The following is a 19,068-nucleotide window of genomic DNA, read 5'->3' on the forward strand; positions in this document are numbered from 1 at the left end:
GATAAAGTAATTACTGATTCTTAAATTTTGCAAAGAAGGGTATCCTGCATGATTAGTATAGCACAAAATATGGATGATACAAAGATACCGGAACGGGGTTGGCGACACATTTATTGTGTGTCAGCAGAAAGATTCTCGTATTGTTTTTTAGTTTTGCAAGAGATAGTATTTATTTATCATATTTTATCAGGGAGGTGTCAAATCATGAAAAAAGAAACTTACCGAGCTGTTACCTTCTTAATTACCCTGGCACTTATCGTTTCATCATTTTTTTCCGGCAGTATTTCATATGGCGAAGGAGCCTCGGTAGAAGCTGCCTCTCCGAAAACGATTTTGAAAGACATAGAAGGGCACTGGGGCAAAAGGTATATTGAAAGTGCAGTAACGGCAGGCATTATAACCGGCTATGAAGACGGAACCTTCAAACCCAATCAGGCTGTGAGCAGAGCCGAATTTGTAACAATGGTAAACAAAGCTTTGAAGCTGAGAGATGAAAATACGGTGAAGCTGCTTTTCTCAGATGTTCGGCAAACGGACTGGTATTGCGGTGAGATCCAAAAAGCATGCTATGCAAGGTATGTAAACGGCATCAATGATCACAGCTTTTTGCCCCGAAAGAGTATAACAAGGCAAGAAGCTGCTGTTATGCTTTCAAGATTTCTTCCTAATTCCGGATCAGTGATAACGGCATCATTGGAGGACTACTCGGACTCTTCGGAAATTTCAAATTGGGCAAAAATTGCCATGTCTCTGATGGTGAAAAAAGGTTATATGACAGGCAATGAAAATGGGAGTCTATTACCCAAAGGCATATTGACAAGAGCGGAAGCCGCCAGGATCATTAGCGGAATAATTGAGAAAGAAACAATTGTAAGAGAAACTATCTCTGTAAAAAATGCGGGAGAAATCCTACAGGGAAAGATCTATGTGGGTGATATCACCATTGAGAAGTCGGTAGGAGAGGGAGATGCAACGCTCGAAAGCTTGTCTGCTCTTTCAAACGTTTATATCCTTGGAGGCGGAGTGAATACGGTCACGCTTAAAGATTCCATTATCGTCCGGCTGGTTGTCTGCAAAGAGGGAACAAAAGTGAGGGTTCTAACTGATGGAATCAGTGTAATTCATGGTGCCATGGTTTTTAATGATAACCTGATTGTGAATAATCAGGGACAAACTCTCGATTCCGGAGAGGATGGTTTTCAAAGTATAATTTATTTTAACGGTTCAGTCAGTGCAGAGACCGCCATTCAAATTGCAGAGGAAATAGCCGGAAGGCTGGACAGCACCGGCAGAGTAACGACTGCGCAAGTACAGGAAGGTGTCGCTGCAATTCTGCCGGATTCGGCTGCGGTTGTTACCGAAGGAGACAGTATCGTTGTTACGTTACAAGCGGCAGCTGAAACAGAGAAGGGAAATAAAGGATCAAGGACGCGTACAGCGGCAACGGTGCCCGGACCCCCAACCGATGTTCGGGGATCGGTTAAAGACGGTTTGCCCGCTGTAACATTTACGGAACCTGTGAGCAATGGAGGTAATTCCATTACATCATACATAGTGTACGCCTATAATAACGGAACCTTGGCAGCAAGCAGCTCGGGAATCGCCGTACCGGTTAAAATAGCAGGCTTAACTACCGGGAGTACTTATCAATTTAAAGCGGTCGCAGTTAACAATGCCGGAATCAGCACAGAATCAGCGGTATCGGAACCGGTTATTCTTTCCGAAATTAACGGCAAGGCGGCCCTGCTTTCGGCATTGAACGAAAGTCATTGTGATTGTGGCTTAAGCATAACAGCAGGCGGGTTTGAATACATGGCAGAGTATTATCCTGACATCGCCTCGACTAAGCCAATTACGGGATATGCTATTCATACGGAGGTCGAGCTTCAGCATTTAGCGATGCATAAAAATGCAAATGCAGTTTTACTGAATGATCTGGATTTTACTGGTATTACTGCGGGCACCGCAGATCCTTCTACCCCTATGGGGGCTTTAAATGCTGCTGTCAACGTGTACGGAATTCCCTACACGGGACACGCCGTCGGCAGCTTCAATGGAGGAAAATTTGTGCCGATAGGAATTGATACAAGTCCATACACGGGAATCTTTTCCGGAAACGGCAAAAGAATTACGGGACTGAGGATCTCAGGCGGAGTGGACAACGCCGGGCTATTTGGTTATACCTTTGGAGCAGAGATAAAAGACTGTTCTTTAATAAACGGAAATATTACCGGACGTTACAATGTAGGAGGAGCCGTCGGATATCAGTCCGGAGGGACGGTAAGCGCCGTGTATCAAACCGGAACAATTACTGCCTCGACAGGGGCTGGAGGAATTGCCGGAACGAGCAATGGCGTGATTATTGATTGTGTCAATGCCGGTGATATATCATGCACTGCCGCTGCGGGGGGTATCGTAGGAGTTACGGAACATGGAACAGTAGATAATTGTTTTAATACGGGTCAAATCTCCGGTATGTATAATTCGGTCGGAGGAATCGCCGGATCCGGAACATATAAATCCATAACAGACTGCTATAATACGGGATCGATTATGGGAGAATCCTTAGCAGGGGGAATCATTGGAGGCTTTGCGAGGGGTGAACTTATAAACAACTGTGCTAACAGCGGCATGGTGATCGCTTATGTTTATACCGGAGGAATAACAGGTCATCAAAGTTATGGACTGCTGCGAGCATCATATAATACAGGTCCGATTTATAGCCCCAAAATAGTAGGAGGCATAGTTGGATGTAATGATTTGAACACACTTCAAGGAGGGGTTGGGCAAGTTTGGGACAGCTTCAATACCGGAGTCGTACCCGCCGGAACGGCTACTGCAGTTGGTGCTGTCATTGGATCGAACAAGGGAAGTGAAACAGGAAATTATTGGTTGGATGGCACCAACTTAAATGGAACGGCTGGAGTCGGTGAAAACGTCACTGGCGATACCACAACAACCTTTTCGGCGATCGATCCTATATTGAACGGTATGTATGCCAGTATGTCAGCAATCGCAATGAGTGTGGGAGGAAATGGGGCAATTACCGAGATCAGGACCAGTGATGACACCTTGCCAGAATTCAATGCGCTTCAAGGGTCCTATATTACCAATGCGAGCAGTTTGACTGTCACGGTAAGTGCCATATCTGATACTACGGTAACGGTATCTACGAGTACTTCTCCGGAGGCATTGTATCTGTCAGCGGGTAATCTGGTGACTCCGACATCGGTATCCGGGGGAAGCAGTACCTACGATCTTTCCAGTCTGGATACGGAACCCGGCACTTGGATCATGATCAAAGCAGTCAATATTGATCCCCGGCTAAATCGTTCATATTTTATTATAACGCCTTAGTAGAAAATTCACTTCGTGCATTTGGAAAAAAAGCGGCGAAGTGAGCGGAGGCAGGTCCAACAAAACATCCTTACCATTGGGTCGGGATGTTTTTGTTTACCTATAGAGCTTGACATTCTCTTTTCTGCCCGGCCAAAGGACATATCACATATTGACGATTGATGTTGAAATAAAGATTTTACAGTGTTATAATGTAAAACAAAATAATGACTATGGTCAGTGAACTTAGTCATTAAACTGCGTTATATCTTAGATTTTCGCAGATTTCAATGGAGGAAGTGGTCTCATGATAAAAGAAAAGACAAGCCACCGAAAAGAACAGGCGGCTGAAACGAAAAGGAAATTATATGAGAGCGCCGGACAGCTTTTCGGCCAATATGAGTTTGAAGACGTTACCGTAGATGACATTGTGGAAGCGGCGGGAGTATCAAAAGGCACGTTCTATGTACATTTTGAATCGAAGGACGCACTGATTGCATCGTTTTTATCTGATTATGTAAGCGGCGTGGACGCGGAATATAAAGCCCATCTTGATTCGTTTCCGGCTGGAACAAAAGCGTCTGATATGCTCCTTTCACTGATTTCAAAAATAGCCGAAGTGCTTACCGGCACAATTGGATATAACAGAATGAGAATCGTCTATAAGGTGCAGCTCACAGGTGCTGTCAATATGGAGGCGATCAAGGGCTATAACAGAGAGTTGTATAAAATGTTTGCTGATGTGCTCAAGCTGGGCATAGAGAGGGGAGAATTCCGTACGGAGCTTCCTCTGGATACTTTGACAAAGCATTTCGTAATGGCCATAAGGGGGATCAGTTATGAATGGTGCTTGCGATATCCCGACTTCGACTTAGAGGAGCAGGCACTTGCTCATTTTAAGATATTGCTTGATGGGATAAATACAAGAGCAGCCTTAGCTGTGGAGTAAAATAGAAATCAGTTATTTTTTTGAAACGTAATAGGGAGGATCTGATAATGAAAAAGATAGTTACAATCCTATTAGTGCTATGTATGGTTTGCTCACCATCAGGAATGGTCTTTGGGGCCACCGCATCAGACATCGAAAATCATTGGGGAAACGATGTGATTCAAAACTGGATGAATAGGGGCCTGATCGGCGGATATTCGGATGGGACCTTCCGGCCTGACAAGGCCATTACGAGAGCAGAGTTTATGGCCATGGTGAATAAAGCTTTCAACCTTGAGGCAAAAGGAAGTATTCATTTCAAAGATGTTGCAGAAACAGACTGGTATTATGATGCTGTAAGGGCTGCATTCCATGCAGATTATATTGGGGGTTATCCGGATGGAAGTATCAAGCCGAATCATCCGATCTGCCGCCAGGAGGTCGCTGCTATCTTATCAAAAATCAGAAATACGGCACAAAACCCGGATGTAATTCATCAATTTTCAGATGCCAATTTAATTGCGGAATGGGCGAAGGGATTTGTTGGAGCAGTGGTAGCAGAAGGCTATATGAGCGGCTACCCGATGGGAACCTTTAAACCAACCAGCTATTTAACTAGAGCAGAAGCGGTCACTGTGCTGAATAAAGTACTGGCGGTCCAAATTTCAGATCAGGAAGTAAGTTATCTTGGAGCAGGCGTTTTCGGACCGGAAACAGGCAAAACAACCATTGCAAAGAACGTCATTATAAAGGCAGACGGCGTTACGCTGCAAAACACCGTCATAAAAGGTAACCTGATCATTGCGGAAGAAGTAGGCGACGGTGATGTTTGGTTAAACAATATTATAGTAGAGGGAGAAACCTTCATTCGAGGCGGAGGGAAAGACAGTATTCACATTAACGGAGGGAAATACAGCAAAATCACCGTACAAAAAACCTCTAACGGTGGTGTGCGTGTCGTAGTAACGAACCTGGAGGGGGCAGAAGTACTTATCTCAGAAGCCGCAGCGGGAGAAGAGATCATTATAGTTCTAGACGATAATTCCACTATTTCAAAATTAGTCGCAGATGCAAAGACGGTGGTGCAAGGGCAAGGAACCATAAAAGTAGCAACCGGAAAAATGGTCAGCAGTTCAACCTTTGAAAAAGCACCGGAAAGAATCATATTACCTTCCGGCGGAAGAAATAGAATCGAGATGGAGGCAGTTAATATTACAGGTGAAGCAATTGTCGGAACTGCGTTAACAGCAGTGCCGACACCTTCCGCTGCAACCGTCACTTATCAATGGAAAATTTCTTCAGATGGCGTTACCTACGTCAATATTTCCGGATCGACAGGAAGTATATATATGCCGGTCAATGATGACGTTGGTAAGTTCATCAAAGCAGAGGCAATGGGTACAGGAAGCTATAAAGGTACAATCTCAAGTAATGTGGTAGGACCTGTTATCCCTGCCCCCGCCCAAACCGTGACGGCCTCTGCGTCCGCTTTGACTATGGCAGCAGGAGAGGAATCCGAGGTCACCTTAACAGTTCTGGATGGTTTGGGTGATATAGATACAAGATATCATGGAGAACGGACAGTAACATTATCAGGTGCTGCTTCATCGCCTTTTGGAAGCTACGGAAGCTTCAATGGTACGGAATTAACGGCAGACAGTATGAATGGCCAGGATTTTAATGTCACATTTACAAGCGGCGTGGCGATTATCAATCTTTCCTTGCACAAAGCGGCGGTGCAAACCATAACGTTCAGCATAGACGATGTTGCAGCACCCGCCACGAATCCGATCATCTTTGTTCCGGTACCGGCTGCGGCTGCCGGAATGGATCTGTCAGCCGATATAGCAGCGCCGGAAATAAGCGGTGGGTTATTTGCCCAGCAGCCTGCCATAACATTGAAAGATATTTACGGCAATATATGCGTCAATGATAGCGAGACAGCGGTGACCGCGGCAAGGAAAGACGACGGAGATTGGATCCTGACTGGAACAAAGACTGTCACGGCTTCCAATGGCATAGTCAGCTTCACTGATCTGGGAGCCGAAAATATCGTGGAAATCAGCGGCGGAAAGATTGCATTTACAGCAGGCAGTTTGCCTGAAGTGCTGAGCACAGTAGTGACACTGCCATTCCATGCACTGACAGCAACAGCAGCTGCATTCTCATCCACCCCTGCAGCGGGTGATGCTAATCCTGTTACATTGACGGTCAAAGACGCACGGGGTAATATAGCCACAAGGTTTCATGGAGTAAGGACTGTAACCATATCAGGGGTTGCCCCGTCTCCTTTTGGAAGCTATGGAAGCTTCAACGGTACGTTATTAACAGCAGACAGTGTAACTGGACAGGCCGTTAATGTCACCTTTACAAGCGGTGTGGCAATTATCAATCTTTCCCTGCACAAAGCAGCAGCCCAGACCATAGCGTTCAGCATTGCCGATATTGCAGCTCCCGCTGTGAATCCTATCGCCTTTACTGTGTCGGTGGGTTCAGCTGCCGGCATGTATCTGACGACAGATATTACAGCGCCTGCTATCAATGGGGGATTATTCAGCAATCAGCCTGTCATTACATTAAAAGATGCCTACGGTAATCTCTGTGCCAATGATAGCCACACAACGGTTACCGCTTCAAAGAAAGACAGCGGAGTCTGGACCTTGACTGGAACAAAAACTGTGACAGCTTCAAACGGTGTGGTCAGCTTCACAAATCTAGGAGCCACAAATTCTGCCGAAATCATCGGAGCGCAAATCGCATTCATAGCAAGCGGTATGCCTGAAGCGCTGAGCGGGACGGTTACGTTGCCGTTTTATGCCCAGACAGCCACTGCTTCTGCCTCCGCATCGGCACCTGTAGCGGGTATTGTCAACCCTGTTACTTTAACGGTCAAAGATGCTCTGGGCAATGTAGATACCACATTTAACGGAACACGGGCTGTGACCATTTCAGGAGTTGAGCCAGCATCTTTGGGAAGCTATGGAACCTTCAATGGCACTACGTTAACTGCAAGCAGTAAAACAGGACAGAATATCAATGTCACTTTTACAAATGGTGTAGCAGCTCCAAACCTTTCATTGAATAAGACAGCAACCCAGACCATAGCATTCCGCATTGCGGGAGTAGCAATTCCCGGAACCAATTCTTTAAGTGTTACACCTGTGGTTGCAGATGAGGTAACCGAAGGAAGAATCAGCATAATAGATCCCGGATTACAGGCCGCAGGAGCACCATTCAATTTAGAGATCACATTGTATGATAAGTATGGAAATACTGTCAATAATGGCGTCTATACGGTAACTGTATCATCAGACCTTGATGGTGTTCTTGTTAATGAACAACCGGTATCCTTTAGTTCAGGTGACGGAACGGGATCTGTAAGTGTAATGCTTGGTACAGGGGGAATTCACATCCTGACAGTGACCGCTAACAGTGTGAAGTTTGTGCCTGCCGCACCTGCCACGGTTATGATACCGGTATGGGATGACGCCAGCGGCTGGTTCATCCTCGGAGATGCCAGCGGCGGCGGAGGCGGCGGAGGCGGAAATAGCCAGAATGGTGCCCGAGGCGGTAATGGCGGTGGGAATGATGATAAAATAATAGGAACCGATGCAGGCGATATTATCTTCGGTGATGGATCAGGCGGCGGAGGCGGGTATCAAGGATCATGGGGATCAACCAGCGGTTCAGGCGGTTCAGGCGGCGGTGGAAATGACACAATCTACGGCGGCCTTGAAGATGATATTATTTTTGGTGACGGTTTCAATGGTGCGAGTGGATGGAATAGTAATAGAGGCGGTTTCGGCGGAGGCGGCGGAGGCGGCGGCGGCGGAAATCTGTCAGGGAATACCGGCGGACAGGGAGGCTTAGGGGCAGGCAGCGGCAGAGGATACTCAGGCAATGGATCAATCCTGGTTTCCGGGTTTGGGAATGTCGGCGATAGTGTTGCAACAGCCACCTCAACAATCGGGAAAGGCGGCAGCAACGGCGGCTCCAGGGACAGTGGTTATGGAGGCGGCGGAGGCTTTGGAGGTTCCAACGGCGGAGCAGGAGGCAACTGGAGTTCTGCCAGCGGGCAGGGGCAGGACGGCAATACGAACCCCCACGCATATAAGTTCAGTGACAGCTCAATTTATGATTATACTTATAACATTCTTGGAAATATTCTAGCATGGTACCCAAATTATGGAGCAGGAAATGATGTGATCGACGGCGGCAGTGGTTCCGACCAGCTTTTTGGTTTGGGTGGCAATGATACCTTTGAGTTCAGGTTGGACAGCTCATATGGGGATGAAGATATTGATACCATTTGGGATTTTAATGTGAGAGGCAGCGATCGCATTCGATTGATTAATGATGGAGTTGAAATCACTTCCGAGTTATATATTGCGATTATCGCGGCGCAAACTGCCGACGGCAAGGACCGTACCATCATATTTTCCAATGGATCCGGACAGCAGATTACGATTATCGTGAAAAACCTGAACCGTGATTTAACTGCCCAGGATTTTGGACTATAACGAAAAAAGAGAGTCTTAACGAAGGATACTGAGGAACTTTGGAATTTATTGCAAACCAATAAAAAATAACATACAATGAATGTGTAAGCCCTTTGCTATAGAAGTATTTGAAGAACTAAAGAAGATAAAATGAAAAAAATAAGTTTAAGAATCATGCTGGCAATTATTATTTGCTCTATAGCAACGTCTACTGTTTTATGCGTTGTTAGTATTAAGCGGGCTTCGTCTGTCATGAACGACGAAGCGGAGCAAATGCTTTCCTATGCATCGGAGAAATATTCAAATCAACTTAGCATTTATTTTAAAAACACAGAAGGATTGGTCGATTCCTTAGCAGCAAATGTATCTGTCACATTTGATCCAATGGAGCATCAAGAGGAGGTACCATACTTTATTGAGTATAAGGCATATTTAGACCGGATCATAAAAGAAACACTGCAATACTCTGATATCGCCTATGGTCTTTACTTTACCTTTAATCCTGAATTGACATTCCCAACCCAGGAAGAGGTGTGGTATGCGTTTGACGAAGCGGGCACTCCGCAGGCGGTTATGCCGGATTTAAGCTTAAACGCCAGGGATTTTACAGAACCAATTGCAGAAAATATGCAATATTATTTTCAACCGATCCTGGAGAAAAAGGGAACATGGACAGGCCCTTACGTCGATTCCGATGTGAATCTGGAAATGCTTTCCTATTCAAGGGCTGTTTATGTTGACGGGGTTTTAGTAGGCGTAGCCGGAGCAGATATCTTAACAGATGATACCATTGATATTGTAAAAACAATGAAAATTTATGGGGGGAGCAGTTCCTTTTTATATGATGATGAGAAGGAGCTGATTGTCTCCAGCAATGATTTGAATAAGGAGCGCTATTCAGAAAGTGAACGACAAATACAACAATATGCCGAGGTCAAAAATTCGGGTGTATTCCATTATTTTGATTTGAATGAAGAGTATATATTGGCCTTTAGCAAACTTTCCAACGGATGGATTATTGGCATAACGCAGCCTACAAAAGAGGTCTTCTCTCCAACACGGGGATTAATTTTGGTTCTTACTTTGTTAACTTTGATCTGTATCGTCATAACGATCATTTTTGGAATTTACTTTTCACATAGGCTGTCAAAACCTATCGTGAATGCATCAGATCAGCTCAAACTTTTGAAACATGGCGATTACACCCATGATATTCCAACGGAATTTTTGAATAGAAAAGATGATATTGGAGAATTTCATAACGCAATTTTATCCATCCAGTCAGAAATGAAAAAAGAAGCGGAACTCAACCGGGAAAAAGACATATTGCTGATCTATCAGTCAAAGCAAGCTAAGATTGGTGAAATGGTGGGCAATATTTCTCATCAATGGAAGCAGCCCTTAAATTCGATAAATTTGATTTTATTGAATCTTTATGAGGATTATCAATTAAAAGAGCTAAATGATGAAGAGTTTAAAGCTACAATTGACAAGCTTATGAGCATCGTCAGGAATATGTCTGATACAATAAAAGATTTTACTGATTTTCTTAAACCAAATAGAGAAGTGACTGAATTTGATCTGAATGAATCCATTGCTTTAGCTTTGAATTTGATGGAAGCAAGTCTAAAATATAACCATATTGCGGTAGAAGTAAACATTGATAAAGGATTAAAACTTTTGGGATATCAAAATGAGTTTTCCCATGTTCTGTTTAACATTCTGAACAATGCCAGAGATGCCATTTTAGAATCAAATGTTGAAAAGAAGCTTATTCAGATAAGAGGCTGGCAGGCAGACGGACATGTTTTGCTTGAAATTACCAATAGGGGGAACCCCATACCGGAGGAGACCTTTGAGAACTTATTTGAACCATATTTTACTACCAAAAATGAAAAAGACGGCACCGGAATAGGATTGTATATTTCCAAAATAATTATTGAACAAAGAATGCATGGGCATATAGAACTGGAAAATGTTTATATGGGTGTTTGCTGCAGGATATGTGTTAAGGCGAAAGCTGAGGGGAATGGAAATGAAAGTGCTTTATGTGGAAGATGAAACCGAGGCGAGAGAAGCTCTGAGTAAATATTTAAAAAGGCGGTTTGGCAAAATATTTACAGCCGTGGATGGGCTTGACGGTCTAAATCTATTTAAGGAACAAAAACCGGATTTAGTCATTGTGGACTTATATATGCCCAACATGGATGGTCTTGAAATGATTAAAGAAATTAAAAAAATATCCCCGGATGTTTATGTAATTATCACTTCCGCAGTGGACGATGTAGAGGTGATATTGAAAAGTGTGGATATTGGAATCCATAAATATTTACTAAAGCCAATAGATCCGGAGGAATTGATAAAAGCAGTCAATGAGTATTCAAATTATGCGGTTCAAAGGCATAAGTCAGAAGAAATTTTCGAGTCAGAAAAAAGGAAGCAGCTGGAAGACAGAATCAAGAAAGAATTCACTTCTTTTCTGAAAGCCTCAACGGGGAAAGGTCCAAGCGGAGTTTTTGTGTTTATTGATTACGATAAGATAGAAATAAAGGCTTTTGATGCCATTACTGTAATGGAAAAAAACATGCTTGACAATTGTCAGAATAGTATTATAATTGAACAATATAGGAAACTGTTTTACTCGATAAATGAGAAAGCTATATGTGATTTGATTCATGAGATAATAGGCTCAAGTGTTAAATTTCAACATGTAGAAATTTCCGTTGAAAAGGGAATCAATAAAATAGAACTTCAAATTATCAGGTGAGTTGGGAGACTAATAAGAAAACTGATTGATAGTTAGCTTAATAAGGACCAATGCAAAGCTTTGCTTTGTATTGGTCTTTTTTTATCTGCTAGGAAATATCGTTGAAATAGAAAAAGCGCTACACTTTTTTTATATTTTTATTAAAACCATCATATTTTACATAACATGATGGAAATTATTAAGGAGGTTCTTATGTTTAAACAACTTCAAGCTGAAGCCAGTGAATTCAATGCAAGGCGATCCCTTTTGGCTGTCATTATTATTATGGGTGTTTCATTGTTGCTAACATCTTTTATCCCCGAAGATCCGGCTGAATTTGGAATCCTGGCCACCATACCTGCTTTATTTTTGATTATTTATATTTTTATTACGAAAAGAATTCTTGAGGCTTTAACTCTGGCATCGATTATGGGCTTCTTTATGGTATCAAGAGGCGATGTACTTGGAGCATTCAGCGGTTCTATTTTAGAAGTAATGATGAGTGAAGATATTGCATGGCTCATCATCGTATGTGGTTTAATGGGGAGTATCATTTCTCTGATTGAAAAAGCCGGAGGAGCTTTCGCCTTTGGAGAATGGGTTGCAAAAAGAGCAAAAACCAGAAAGTCTTCCTTAATGTGGACTTGGGTACTGGGGGTTGTGGTTTTTATTGACGATTATTTAAATTCGTTAACGGTGGGTTCCTGCATGGCTCCGGTTACGGATAAGCATAAGGTGCCCAGGGAGTTTCTGGCATATGTTGTAGATTCAACAGCAGCTCCGTTATGTGTTATCATTCCAATCAGTACTTGGGCAGTATTCGCAGGCAGACTGTTAGAGGTTAATGGATGGGCGCCGGAAGGTGAAGGATTGATATATTTTATAAAAACCTTACCTTTTAATTTTTACGGATGGATTGCAGCGATCATTGTACCGCTGATCATATTAGGAGTGATCCCGATTTTTGGCCCAATGAAGAAAGCAGAGAAGAGAGTTCAAGAGGGCGGCCCGCTGGCACCGGCAGGATCTGAAAAAATTGACATCAGATCGGGAGCAACGGATATTGAAATTCCAAAGAACCCTAGGGTGATCAACTTCATATTGCCGATCCTTGTATTGGTCGGTGCTACCATCTACTTTGATGTAGATATGCAAATAGGTGTATTGGTAACAATGGCATTTATGTTTGTATTATATCTTGGGCAGAATATCATGTCCGCAGAAGATTTTAGTGACGTAGCATTACAAGGAATCAAAAATATGATTCTTCCATTAATGCTGATGGTATTGGCCTTCCTGTTTGCAGAGGTCAATGATCAAATCGGATTTACATATTATGTAATATCCTCAGCTTCGAAATACATGACTCCGGAATTAATGCCGGTAACCATATTCCTGATATTGGCCGTGACAGAATTTATTACCGGAACAAACTGGGGAATGTATGTTATTGCGCTTCCCATCGTTATTCCGTTGGCAATGGGTTTGGATGTAAACATCGCACTTGCCGTATCCGCTGTACTTTCTGCCGGCGTATTTGGCAGCCATGTATGCTTCTACTCTGATGCTACCGTACTCACTTCGGCAGCAACAGGCTGTAATAACTTTGATCATGCTTATACCCAGGCCCCATTTGGAATACTGGCAGCGGCTATATCAGCGGTATGTTTCCTGATTGCAGGATTTATTTTCTAAGCTGACCGGTTGGTTGCTTAAACGTTATGATTCCGATCACAATTTTTATTAACCGGTAGGTGTATGATTAAGTCTAAGTTGAAGAAAATATGGATTAGGTATAAACGCCGGACAGACGCAAATAATTAGTAATAAGATAATGGAGAAAAGAGGAATCGTAATGAGTACATTTCAAGTAACACAGAGTATCGGAGAAGTGGTATCTATTTTGCCCAAGGCAAGTGAGATTTTTAAAGATTACAACATTGACTTCTGTTGCGGAGGACATAGGCCGTTAGCAGATGCCATAAGGGATCAGGGGCTCGATGAAAGGGAAATCCTGATGAAGCTCGATGAAGCATACGAAGAGGCAAAGACATTGACAAATCAGGTTGATTATCGAAAAATGGCACCTTCTCAACTTATTGATTATATCATCGGCAAACATCATGTGTTTTTAAAGAAAGTGCTTCCTGAGATTAGTGAGCTTACAACAACAATATTAAGAGTCCATGGCCCAAATCATGCGGATCTATTCAAGGTTCATAAGCTGTTTCATAATCTTAAAATGGAGCTGGAACAACATCTGATCAAAGAAGAAGAAATTTTATTCCCTATGATCAAGAGGTATGATACGGAACCTTCCGAAGAACTTTTAGAGAAAATTAAAACGGTTATGAAAGAAACGGAAGATGAACATGAAGCAGCAGGAGATATTCTGAAAGAATTGAGAAGAGTGACGGCCGATTACACCGTACCCGAAGACGGCTGCGGAACTTACAGCCGAACCTTTGAAAGTCTGAAGGAACTGGAAGCTGATTTGTTCCAGCATATTCATCTGGAAAACAACATCCTGTTCCGTCAGCTCGGTATTACTATAAACTAAATACATCCAATGTTCTTGGGTTGCTGCAAGAACGAATTTGGATCATAAAAAATCCTTACCGAACGGTAGGGATTTTCTATTGGCGAAATCAAGTGGATAGTGTTAATATTGTAACAAATAATTTGCCAAATTACCTAAAAAAATTCATCGAGTTTTCTGGGCTCTATTTTGTGAATGTGGCCGAGAATCCGCATATTAGAATAATGTATACAAAAATGTATACATTATTTTTTTATAATAAGCTTGACATTTTTTTAACAAAATGCTACCATCGTCAAAAGACAAACACCAAGAAAACGAGAAAATTGCAAAAAGATTTGAATGACAAGGAGAAGAATATGAATTTTAATCTTTCAGATGCGCATGCCATGCTGCAAAAGGTCGCAAGAGAATTCGCGGAAAAAGAAGTTGCACCTCTCGCTGCCGAACTGGACTTAACGGGTGAGTTTCCAAGGGAAACCTTCGAAAAGATGGCGAAATGTGGTTTTACAGGAATTGGAACTCCTGTAGAATACGGCGGTTCCGGTGCAGATGAACTTGCCAAGTCCTTAGTAGTTACCGAAATCGCTAGAAAATGCGCTGCTACTGCCGCAACTCTTTCTATACATACCATCTTTCCATCGGTGATTATAAAATTCGGAACCGAGGAACAAAAGACAAAATATCTCCCCCTCTGTGGGGACGGAGGAAAGCTCAGTGCTTTTGCCTTGACAGAACCCAATGCAGGTTCTGATGCAGGATCTGTAAAAACTACTGCCATTGCTGACGGAGACGAATATGTACTGAACGGTACAAAATGCTTCATTACAGGCGGCGGTCAGGCCGATTACCTTGTAGTCTTTTCTCTTACGGATCCAACCAATGGGCTGAAGGGCTTGTCCGCAATCATTGTAGAAAAGGGGACACCGGGCTTCTCTATCGGAAAAATTGAAGAAAAGATGGGAATCAGAGCTTCAGAAACCGTTGAACTGATCTTTGACAATTGCAGAGTGCCGAGGAAAAATCTGGTAGGGAAGGAAGGCAAAGGGTTCAATATTGCCATGACTGCACTTGACGGTGCAAGAATCGGTGTTGCTTCACAGGCTTTAGGAATTGCCGAGGAAGCCCTGGACGAAGCAGTAAAATATATGAAGGAACGTGTTCAGTTTGGCCAGCCGCTCACTGCTTTGCAGGGACTAAACTGGTATATTGCAGAAATGGCAACCAAAGTGGAAGCCGCCAAATGGATGGTTTACAATGCTGCTTTCTTAAAGCAGACCGGACAGCCTTTCACCAAGGAAGCCGCTATGGCAAAATTGTTTGCCTCTGAGGCCGCTATGTTTGTTACAAACCTTTCGCTCCAGATTCACGGCGGCTATGGTTACATGAAGGATTATCCGCTGGAAAGAATGCTGCGAGATGCAAAGATTACAGAAATTTATGAAGGCACATCGGAAATCCATAAGGTTGTTATTTCAAGAGCAGTGTTGCGATAGGAGGGAAGATAACGATGAATATTATCGTATGCATGAAGCAGGTTCCGGATACTAATGAAGTAAGAATTAATCAGGAAACCGGTACTTTAATCAGAGACGGTGTACCAAGCATTATGAACCCTGATGATAAAAATGCCATCGAAGGGGCTTTAGCTCTCAAGGACCTTCACGGAGGCCATGTAACGATTTTATGTATGGGTCCTCCCCAGGCCAGGGATGCTTTAAACGAAGCATTAGCTATGGGTGCTGATGAAGCCATTTTATTATCGGACAGAGCGTTTGCGGGTTCTGATACCTGGGCTACCTCCACAATTTTGGCTGCAGCCATCGAGGCCATCGGAAATTATGACATTGTATTCTGCGGTAGACAGGCCATTGACGGAGACACGGCTCAGGTTGGTCCTGAAACGGCAGAGTTCCTGAATATTCCCCAGGTGACCTATGTCAAGGATATCAAGTTGGAGGGGGATAAAGTACAGGTTACTCGGTATACCGAGTATGGAGATTACGTTATGGAGGTAAAAACCCCTTTGATGCTCACAGCCATCAAAGAGCTGAACGAACCCAGGCTGCCAAGCGTAAGAGGAATTTTTAAAGCCTATTCAGAAGACAATGTAAAAGTTTGGACCATGGATAATCTGAAAATTGATCCGACGCAAATCGGCCTCAAGGGCTCTCCCACCAATGTGTTCCGTTCCTTTGTCCCTGTGAAGGAAAAGAACTCCCACATCATAGAAGGGCTGAACGGAAAAGAAAAGGCGGCAGCATTGATCGGCAAGCTTTCGGACTTGAAGTTAATATAGGAGATACTGAAGATGAATAAAGCAAAAGTAAATCAAGAAATCAATCTCGCAGATTACAATGACGTTTGGGTCATTGCCGAACAAAACGAAGGAAAGATTCATCCTGTTACCATCGAACTGACCGGAGAAGGCAGAAGACTTGCAGACACACTAGGAAAAAGGCTGGCAGTTATCGTTTCCGGTGCAGATGTGGAGGACGAGGCCCGTAAGCTGCTTCACTACGGCGCAGACACAGTGTTCTATATCAGTCATCCTTTGTTAAAGGATTTCTCAACCGAAGGCTATGCTCTTTCCATTTCCGAATTAATTTTGGAAAAGAAGCCTGAAATTGTACTCATCGGTGCTACCTCTATCGGAAGAGATATTGCTCCAAGAATTGCAGGAAAAGTAGGTACCGGTTTGACGGCTGACTGTACCAAACTGGAAGTGGATGAGACAGATCATAAGCTGCTTCAAACCAGACCTGCTTTTGGCGGCAACCTGATGGCAACCATCGTTTGCCCGAGAAACAGACCTCAGATGTCTACCGTAAGGCCGGGTGTTATGGAAAAAGCAGCTTTCATCCCAAATCCTGACGGGCGGCTTGAAATATTCATACCAAATTTAAAGGAAGAAGATATTCGAACTGTATTGATGAAAAAGGTGAAAAGCGATAGGAAAAAAGTCAATTTGATTGATGCAAAGGTTATCGTATCCGGCGGAAGAGGGCTGAAGAGTCCGGAAGGCTTCACGCTGATACGTGCCCTTGCAGAAAAGGTAAACGGTGAGGTGGGATCCTCCAGAGCCGCAGTGGATGCAGGCTGGATCGAACATTTGCATCAAGTCGGTCAAACCGGAACTACGGTAAGGCCGGATCTCTATATTGCCTGCGGTATTTCGGGCGCAATCCAGCATCTTGCAGGTATGAGTGAATCAAAATATATCGTTGCGATCAATAAGGATCCCAACGCACCCATTTTCAAGGTATGTGATTTTGGCATTGTAGGAGATCTGAACGAGGTTATTCCGGCTATGATCGAATCCATCGACAAAAATGGCAGCTTAGAAATCTAATCGCTGGAAAAAAGAAAGGATAAATTGTTATGAGCAGTATGATCGATGATAACAGCTTAAATATGAGCGGCCACAGCATTCAGGAAATGTATGTAGGGCAAAAAGCCAGCGTCACGAAAACCATTGGGGAATGTGACATCAATACCTTTGCAGGAATTATCGGTGATTTTAACCCTGTTCACGTGAATGCGGAATATGCAAAGACCACCCGATTTGGAGAGAGAATTGCCCATGGCATGTTAACAGCATCGTTTTTATCTACTATCGTGGGAATGTGTATCCCCGGAGCAGATGCCATTTATTTAAGCCAGGAACTGAAATTTCTTCTTCCCGTAAAGATTGGTGATACCATTACCGCAACAGGCACGGTTACGAAAATTATTGAAGAGAAAAAAATCGGTTATCTGGATATGTCTATCACCAACCAACGAGGTGAAGTTGTAGTTGCCGGTGAAGGCAAGGTAATGGCCACAAAATAGAAGGAGATGATGGGTTTGGCAAATATATTTTTAACACCAAAGTATATATGTATGGGAGAAGGTGCCTTGGGAATGAGCAAGAATCATATGAAAAAGCTCGGAACCAAAGCATTAATTGTAACGGATCCTTCCATGATCAAGCTGAACAATGTGAGAAAGCTTACGGATGTTTTGGATGAGATTGAAATAGACTACGAGATTTTTTCTGATGTAAACTGCGAACCAACCAACCATATGGTTGACGCCGGCCTTACTCTTTATAGGTCCACAGGCTGCAATTTTCTCGTAGGAATCGGCGGCGGCAGCCCTCTCGATACCATGAAGGCCATTGGTGCAGTGGTTGGTAATGGCGGAGATATCTGCGAGTATATGGGGAGGGAGCTCACCAATCCAATGCCTCCTAACGTATGCATTCCCACAACTGCGGGTACCGGCACCGAGGCAAGCAAAGCCTCAGTCATTACCAATACAAAATCCAACGTAAAGATGCTGCTGAACGATCCAAATCTAATGACGGATCTTGCCATAGTTGATCCGGAATTCACCTTGACAGCGCCGCCTTCGGTTACAGCAGCTACCGGTATTGATGCGCTGACACATGCCATAGAAGCCTATATATCAAAAAAGTCTTTCTTGTTGTCAGATACCTATGCGGTGTCTGCTATTAAAAGAATTTTTTCAAACCTATATGAGGTCTATATCAATGGGCAGAACATTCATGCAAGAAATCAGATGGCAGTGGCATCTCTGGAAGCGGGTATCAGCTTTACAAACTCCTCCGTAACGCTGGTTCACGGAATGAGCCGGCCAATCGGCGCTTTGTTTCATATTCCTCACGGTCTTTCCAACGCCATGCTTCTTTGCAAGTGCCTCGAATTTGTCACTCCTTGCGTGGTTGACAGGTTAAGCAATCTGGCAAGAGAGATCGGGGTCTACCAAGTAGGTATGAGTGATATGGAGGCAGCAAGGGCTTTTGTAGAGGAAGCTAAAAAGCTTTGCAAAAAATTGAACATTCAGACCCTGGCCGAATACGGCATCGATCGAAATGAGTTTTTCTCCGCAATCGATAAAATGGCAACAGATGCTCTCGCCAGCGGAAGTCCAGGGAACACAAGAATTCCTCCGACAAAAGAGGATTTGATCGGAATCTATAAATCCTTATGGGAGTGAGGTAGTTCACCAAAAAAAT

12 protein-coding genes are annotated in these 19,068 nt (G+C 43.5%); all 12 read left to right on the forward strand.

What is annotated here, in order from left to right; all coding sequences use genetic code 11:
- Positions 1 to 204 precede the first annotated feature (204 nt).
- The 12 genes from KCX82_RS18415 to KCX82_RS18470 all read left to right on the forward strand — a co-directional run bounded on the left by KCX82_RS18415 (position 205) and on the right by KCX82_RS18470 (position 19,049).
- Positions 205 to 3,357: an S-layer homology domain-containing protein gene (locus KCX82_RS18415; protein WP_227019959.1), complete on the forward strand. Its 3,153-nt coding sequence runs from the start codon at positions 205 to 207 to the stop codon at positions 3,355 to 3,357.
- A gap of 286 nt (positions 3,358 to 3,643) precedes the next feature.
- Positions 3,644 to 4,285: a TetR/AcrR family transcriptional regulator gene (locus KCX82_RS18420; RefSeq protein WP_227019960.1), complete on the forward strand. Its 642-nt coding sequence runs from the start codon at positions 3,644 to 3,646 to the stop codon at positions 4,283 to 4,285.
- 47 nt (positions 4,286 to 4,332) lie between these two features.
- Positions 4,333 to 8,784, forward strand: a complete 4,452-nt coding sequence (locus KCX82_RS23030; protein ID WP_264373325.1) for an S-layer homology domain-containing protein — start codon at positions 4,333 to 4,335, stop codon at positions 8,782 to 8,784.
- 129 nt (positions 8,785 to 8,913) lie between these two features.
- Positions 8,914 to 10,824, forward strand: coding sequence for a sensor histidine kinase (locus KCX82_RS18430; protein ID WP_227019961.1), 1,911 nt, complete (start codon positions 8,914 to 8,916; stop codon positions 10,822 to 10,824).
- Positions 10,799 to 11,530: a Na-translocating system protein MpsC family protein gene (locus KCX82_RS18435; protein WP_227019962.1), complete on the forward strand. Its 732-nt coding sequence runs from the start codon at positions 10,799 to 10,801 to the stop codon at positions 11,528 to 11,530. The genes KCX82_RS18430 and KCX82_RS18435 overlap by 26 nt, the downstream gene beginning before the upstream one ends.
- Before the next feature lie 192 nt (positions 11,531 to 11,722).
- On the forward strand, positions 11,723 to 13,204 hold the full coding sequence (locus KCX82_RS18440; protein ID WP_227019963.1) for a Na+/H+ antiporter NhaC family protein: 1,482 nt from the start codon (positions 11,723 to 11,725) through the stop codon (positions 13,202 to 13,204).
- 160 nt (positions 13,205 to 13,364) lie between these two features.
- Positions 13,365 to 14,069: an iron-sulfur cluster repair di-iron protein gene (gene ric / locus KCX82_RS18445; protein ID WP_227019964.1), complete on the forward strand. Its 705-nt coding sequence runs from the start codon at positions 13,365 to 13,367 to the stop codon at positions 14,067 to 14,069.
- 338 nt (positions 14,070 to 14,407) lie between these two features.
- Positions 14,408 to 15,544: an acryloyl-CoA reductase gene (gene acrC, locus KCX82_RS18450; protein WP_227019965.1), complete on the forward strand. Its 1,137-nt coding sequence runs from the start codon at positions 14,408 to 14,410 to the stop codon at positions 15,542 to 15,544.
- A 14-nt stretch (positions 15,545 to 15,558) separates the two neighbouring features.
- Positions 15,559 to 16,347, forward strand: a complete 789-nt coding sequence (locus KCX82_RS18455; RefSeq protein WP_227019966.1) for an electron transfer flavoprotein subunit beta/FixA family protein — start codon at positions 15,559 to 15,561, stop codon at positions 16,345 to 16,347.
- Between the two features lie 12 nt (positions 16,348 to 16,359).
- Complete coding sequence (locus KCX82_RS18460) at positions 16,360 to 17,400, forward strand: electron transfer flavoprotein subunit alpha/FixB family protein (RefSeq protein WP_227019967.1); 1,041 nt, start codon at positions 16,360 to 16,362, stop codon at positions 17,398 to 17,400.
- Positions 17,401 to 17,429: 29 nt separating this feature from the next.
- Positions 17,430 to 17,879 (forward strand): MaoC family dehydratase, encoded by a 450-nt coding sequence (locus KCX82_RS18465; protein WP_227019968.1) that lies wholly within the window; start codon positions 17,430 to 17,432, stop codon positions 17,877 to 17,879.
- Between the two features lie 15 nt (positions 17,880 to 17,894).
- Positions 17,895 to 19,049, forward strand: coding sequence for an iron-containing alcohol dehydrogenase (locus KCX82_RS18470; protein ID WP_227019969.1), 1,155 nt, complete (start codon positions 17,895 to 17,897; stop codon positions 19,047 to 19,049).
- Positions 19,050 to 19,068: the final 19 nt, after the last annotated feature.

The sequence above is a fragment of the Sinanaerobacter chloroacetimidivorans genome (assembly GCF_018128545.1).
GTDB lineage: Bacteria > Bacillota > Clostridia > Peptostreptococcales > Anaerovoracaceae > Sinanaerobacter > Sinanaerobacter chloroacetimidivorans.

What these genes read in the sequence shown, in the direction of transcription:
- KCX82_RS18415 (WP_227019959.1), top strand. Translation starts at nt 205, where the DNA reads ATGAAAAAAGAAACTTACCGAGCTGTTACCTTCTTAATTACCCTGGCA.
- KCX82_RS18420 (WP_227019960.1), top strand. Translation starts at nt 3,644, where the DNA reads ATGATAAAAGAAAAGACAAGCCACCGAAAAGAACAGGCGGCTGAAACG.
- KCX82_RS23030 (WP_264373325.1), top strand. Translation starts at nt 4,333, where the DNA reads ATGAAAAAGATAGTTACAATCCTATTAGTGCTATGTATGGTTTGCTCA.
- KCX82_RS18430 (WP_227019961.1), top strand. Translation starts at nt 8,914, where the DNA reads ATGAAAAAAATAAGTTTAAGAATCATGCTGGCAATTATTATTTGCTCT.
- KCX82_RS18435 (WP_227019962.1), top strand. Translation starts at nt 10,799, where the DNA reads ATGAAAGTGCTTTATGTGGAAGATGAAACCGAGGCGAGAGAAGCTCTG.
- KCX82_RS18440 (WP_227019963.1), top strand. Translation starts at nt 11,723, where the DNA reads ATGTTTAAACAACTTCAAGCTGAAGCCAGTGAATTCAATGCAAGGCGA.
- ric (WP_227019964.1), top strand. Translation starts at nt 13,365, where the DNA reads ATGAGTACATTTCAAGTAACACAGAGTATCGGAGAAGTGGTATCTATT.
- acrC (WP_227019965.1), top strand. Translation starts at nt 14,408, where the DNA reads ATGAATTTTAATCTTTCAGATGCGCATGCCATGCTGCAAAAGGTCGCA.
- KCX82_RS18455 (WP_227019966.1), top strand. Translation starts at nt 15,559, where the DNA reads ATGAATATTATCGTATGCATGAAGCAGGTTCCGGATACTAATGAAGTA.
- KCX82_RS18460 (WP_227019967.1), top strand. Translation starts at nt 16,360, where the DNA reads ATGAATAAAGCAAAAGTAAATCAAGAAATCAATCTCGCAGATTACAAT.
- KCX82_RS18465 (WP_227019968.1), top strand. Translation starts at nt 17,430, where the DNA reads ATGAGCAGTATGATCGATGATAACAGCTTAAATATGAGCGGCCACAGC.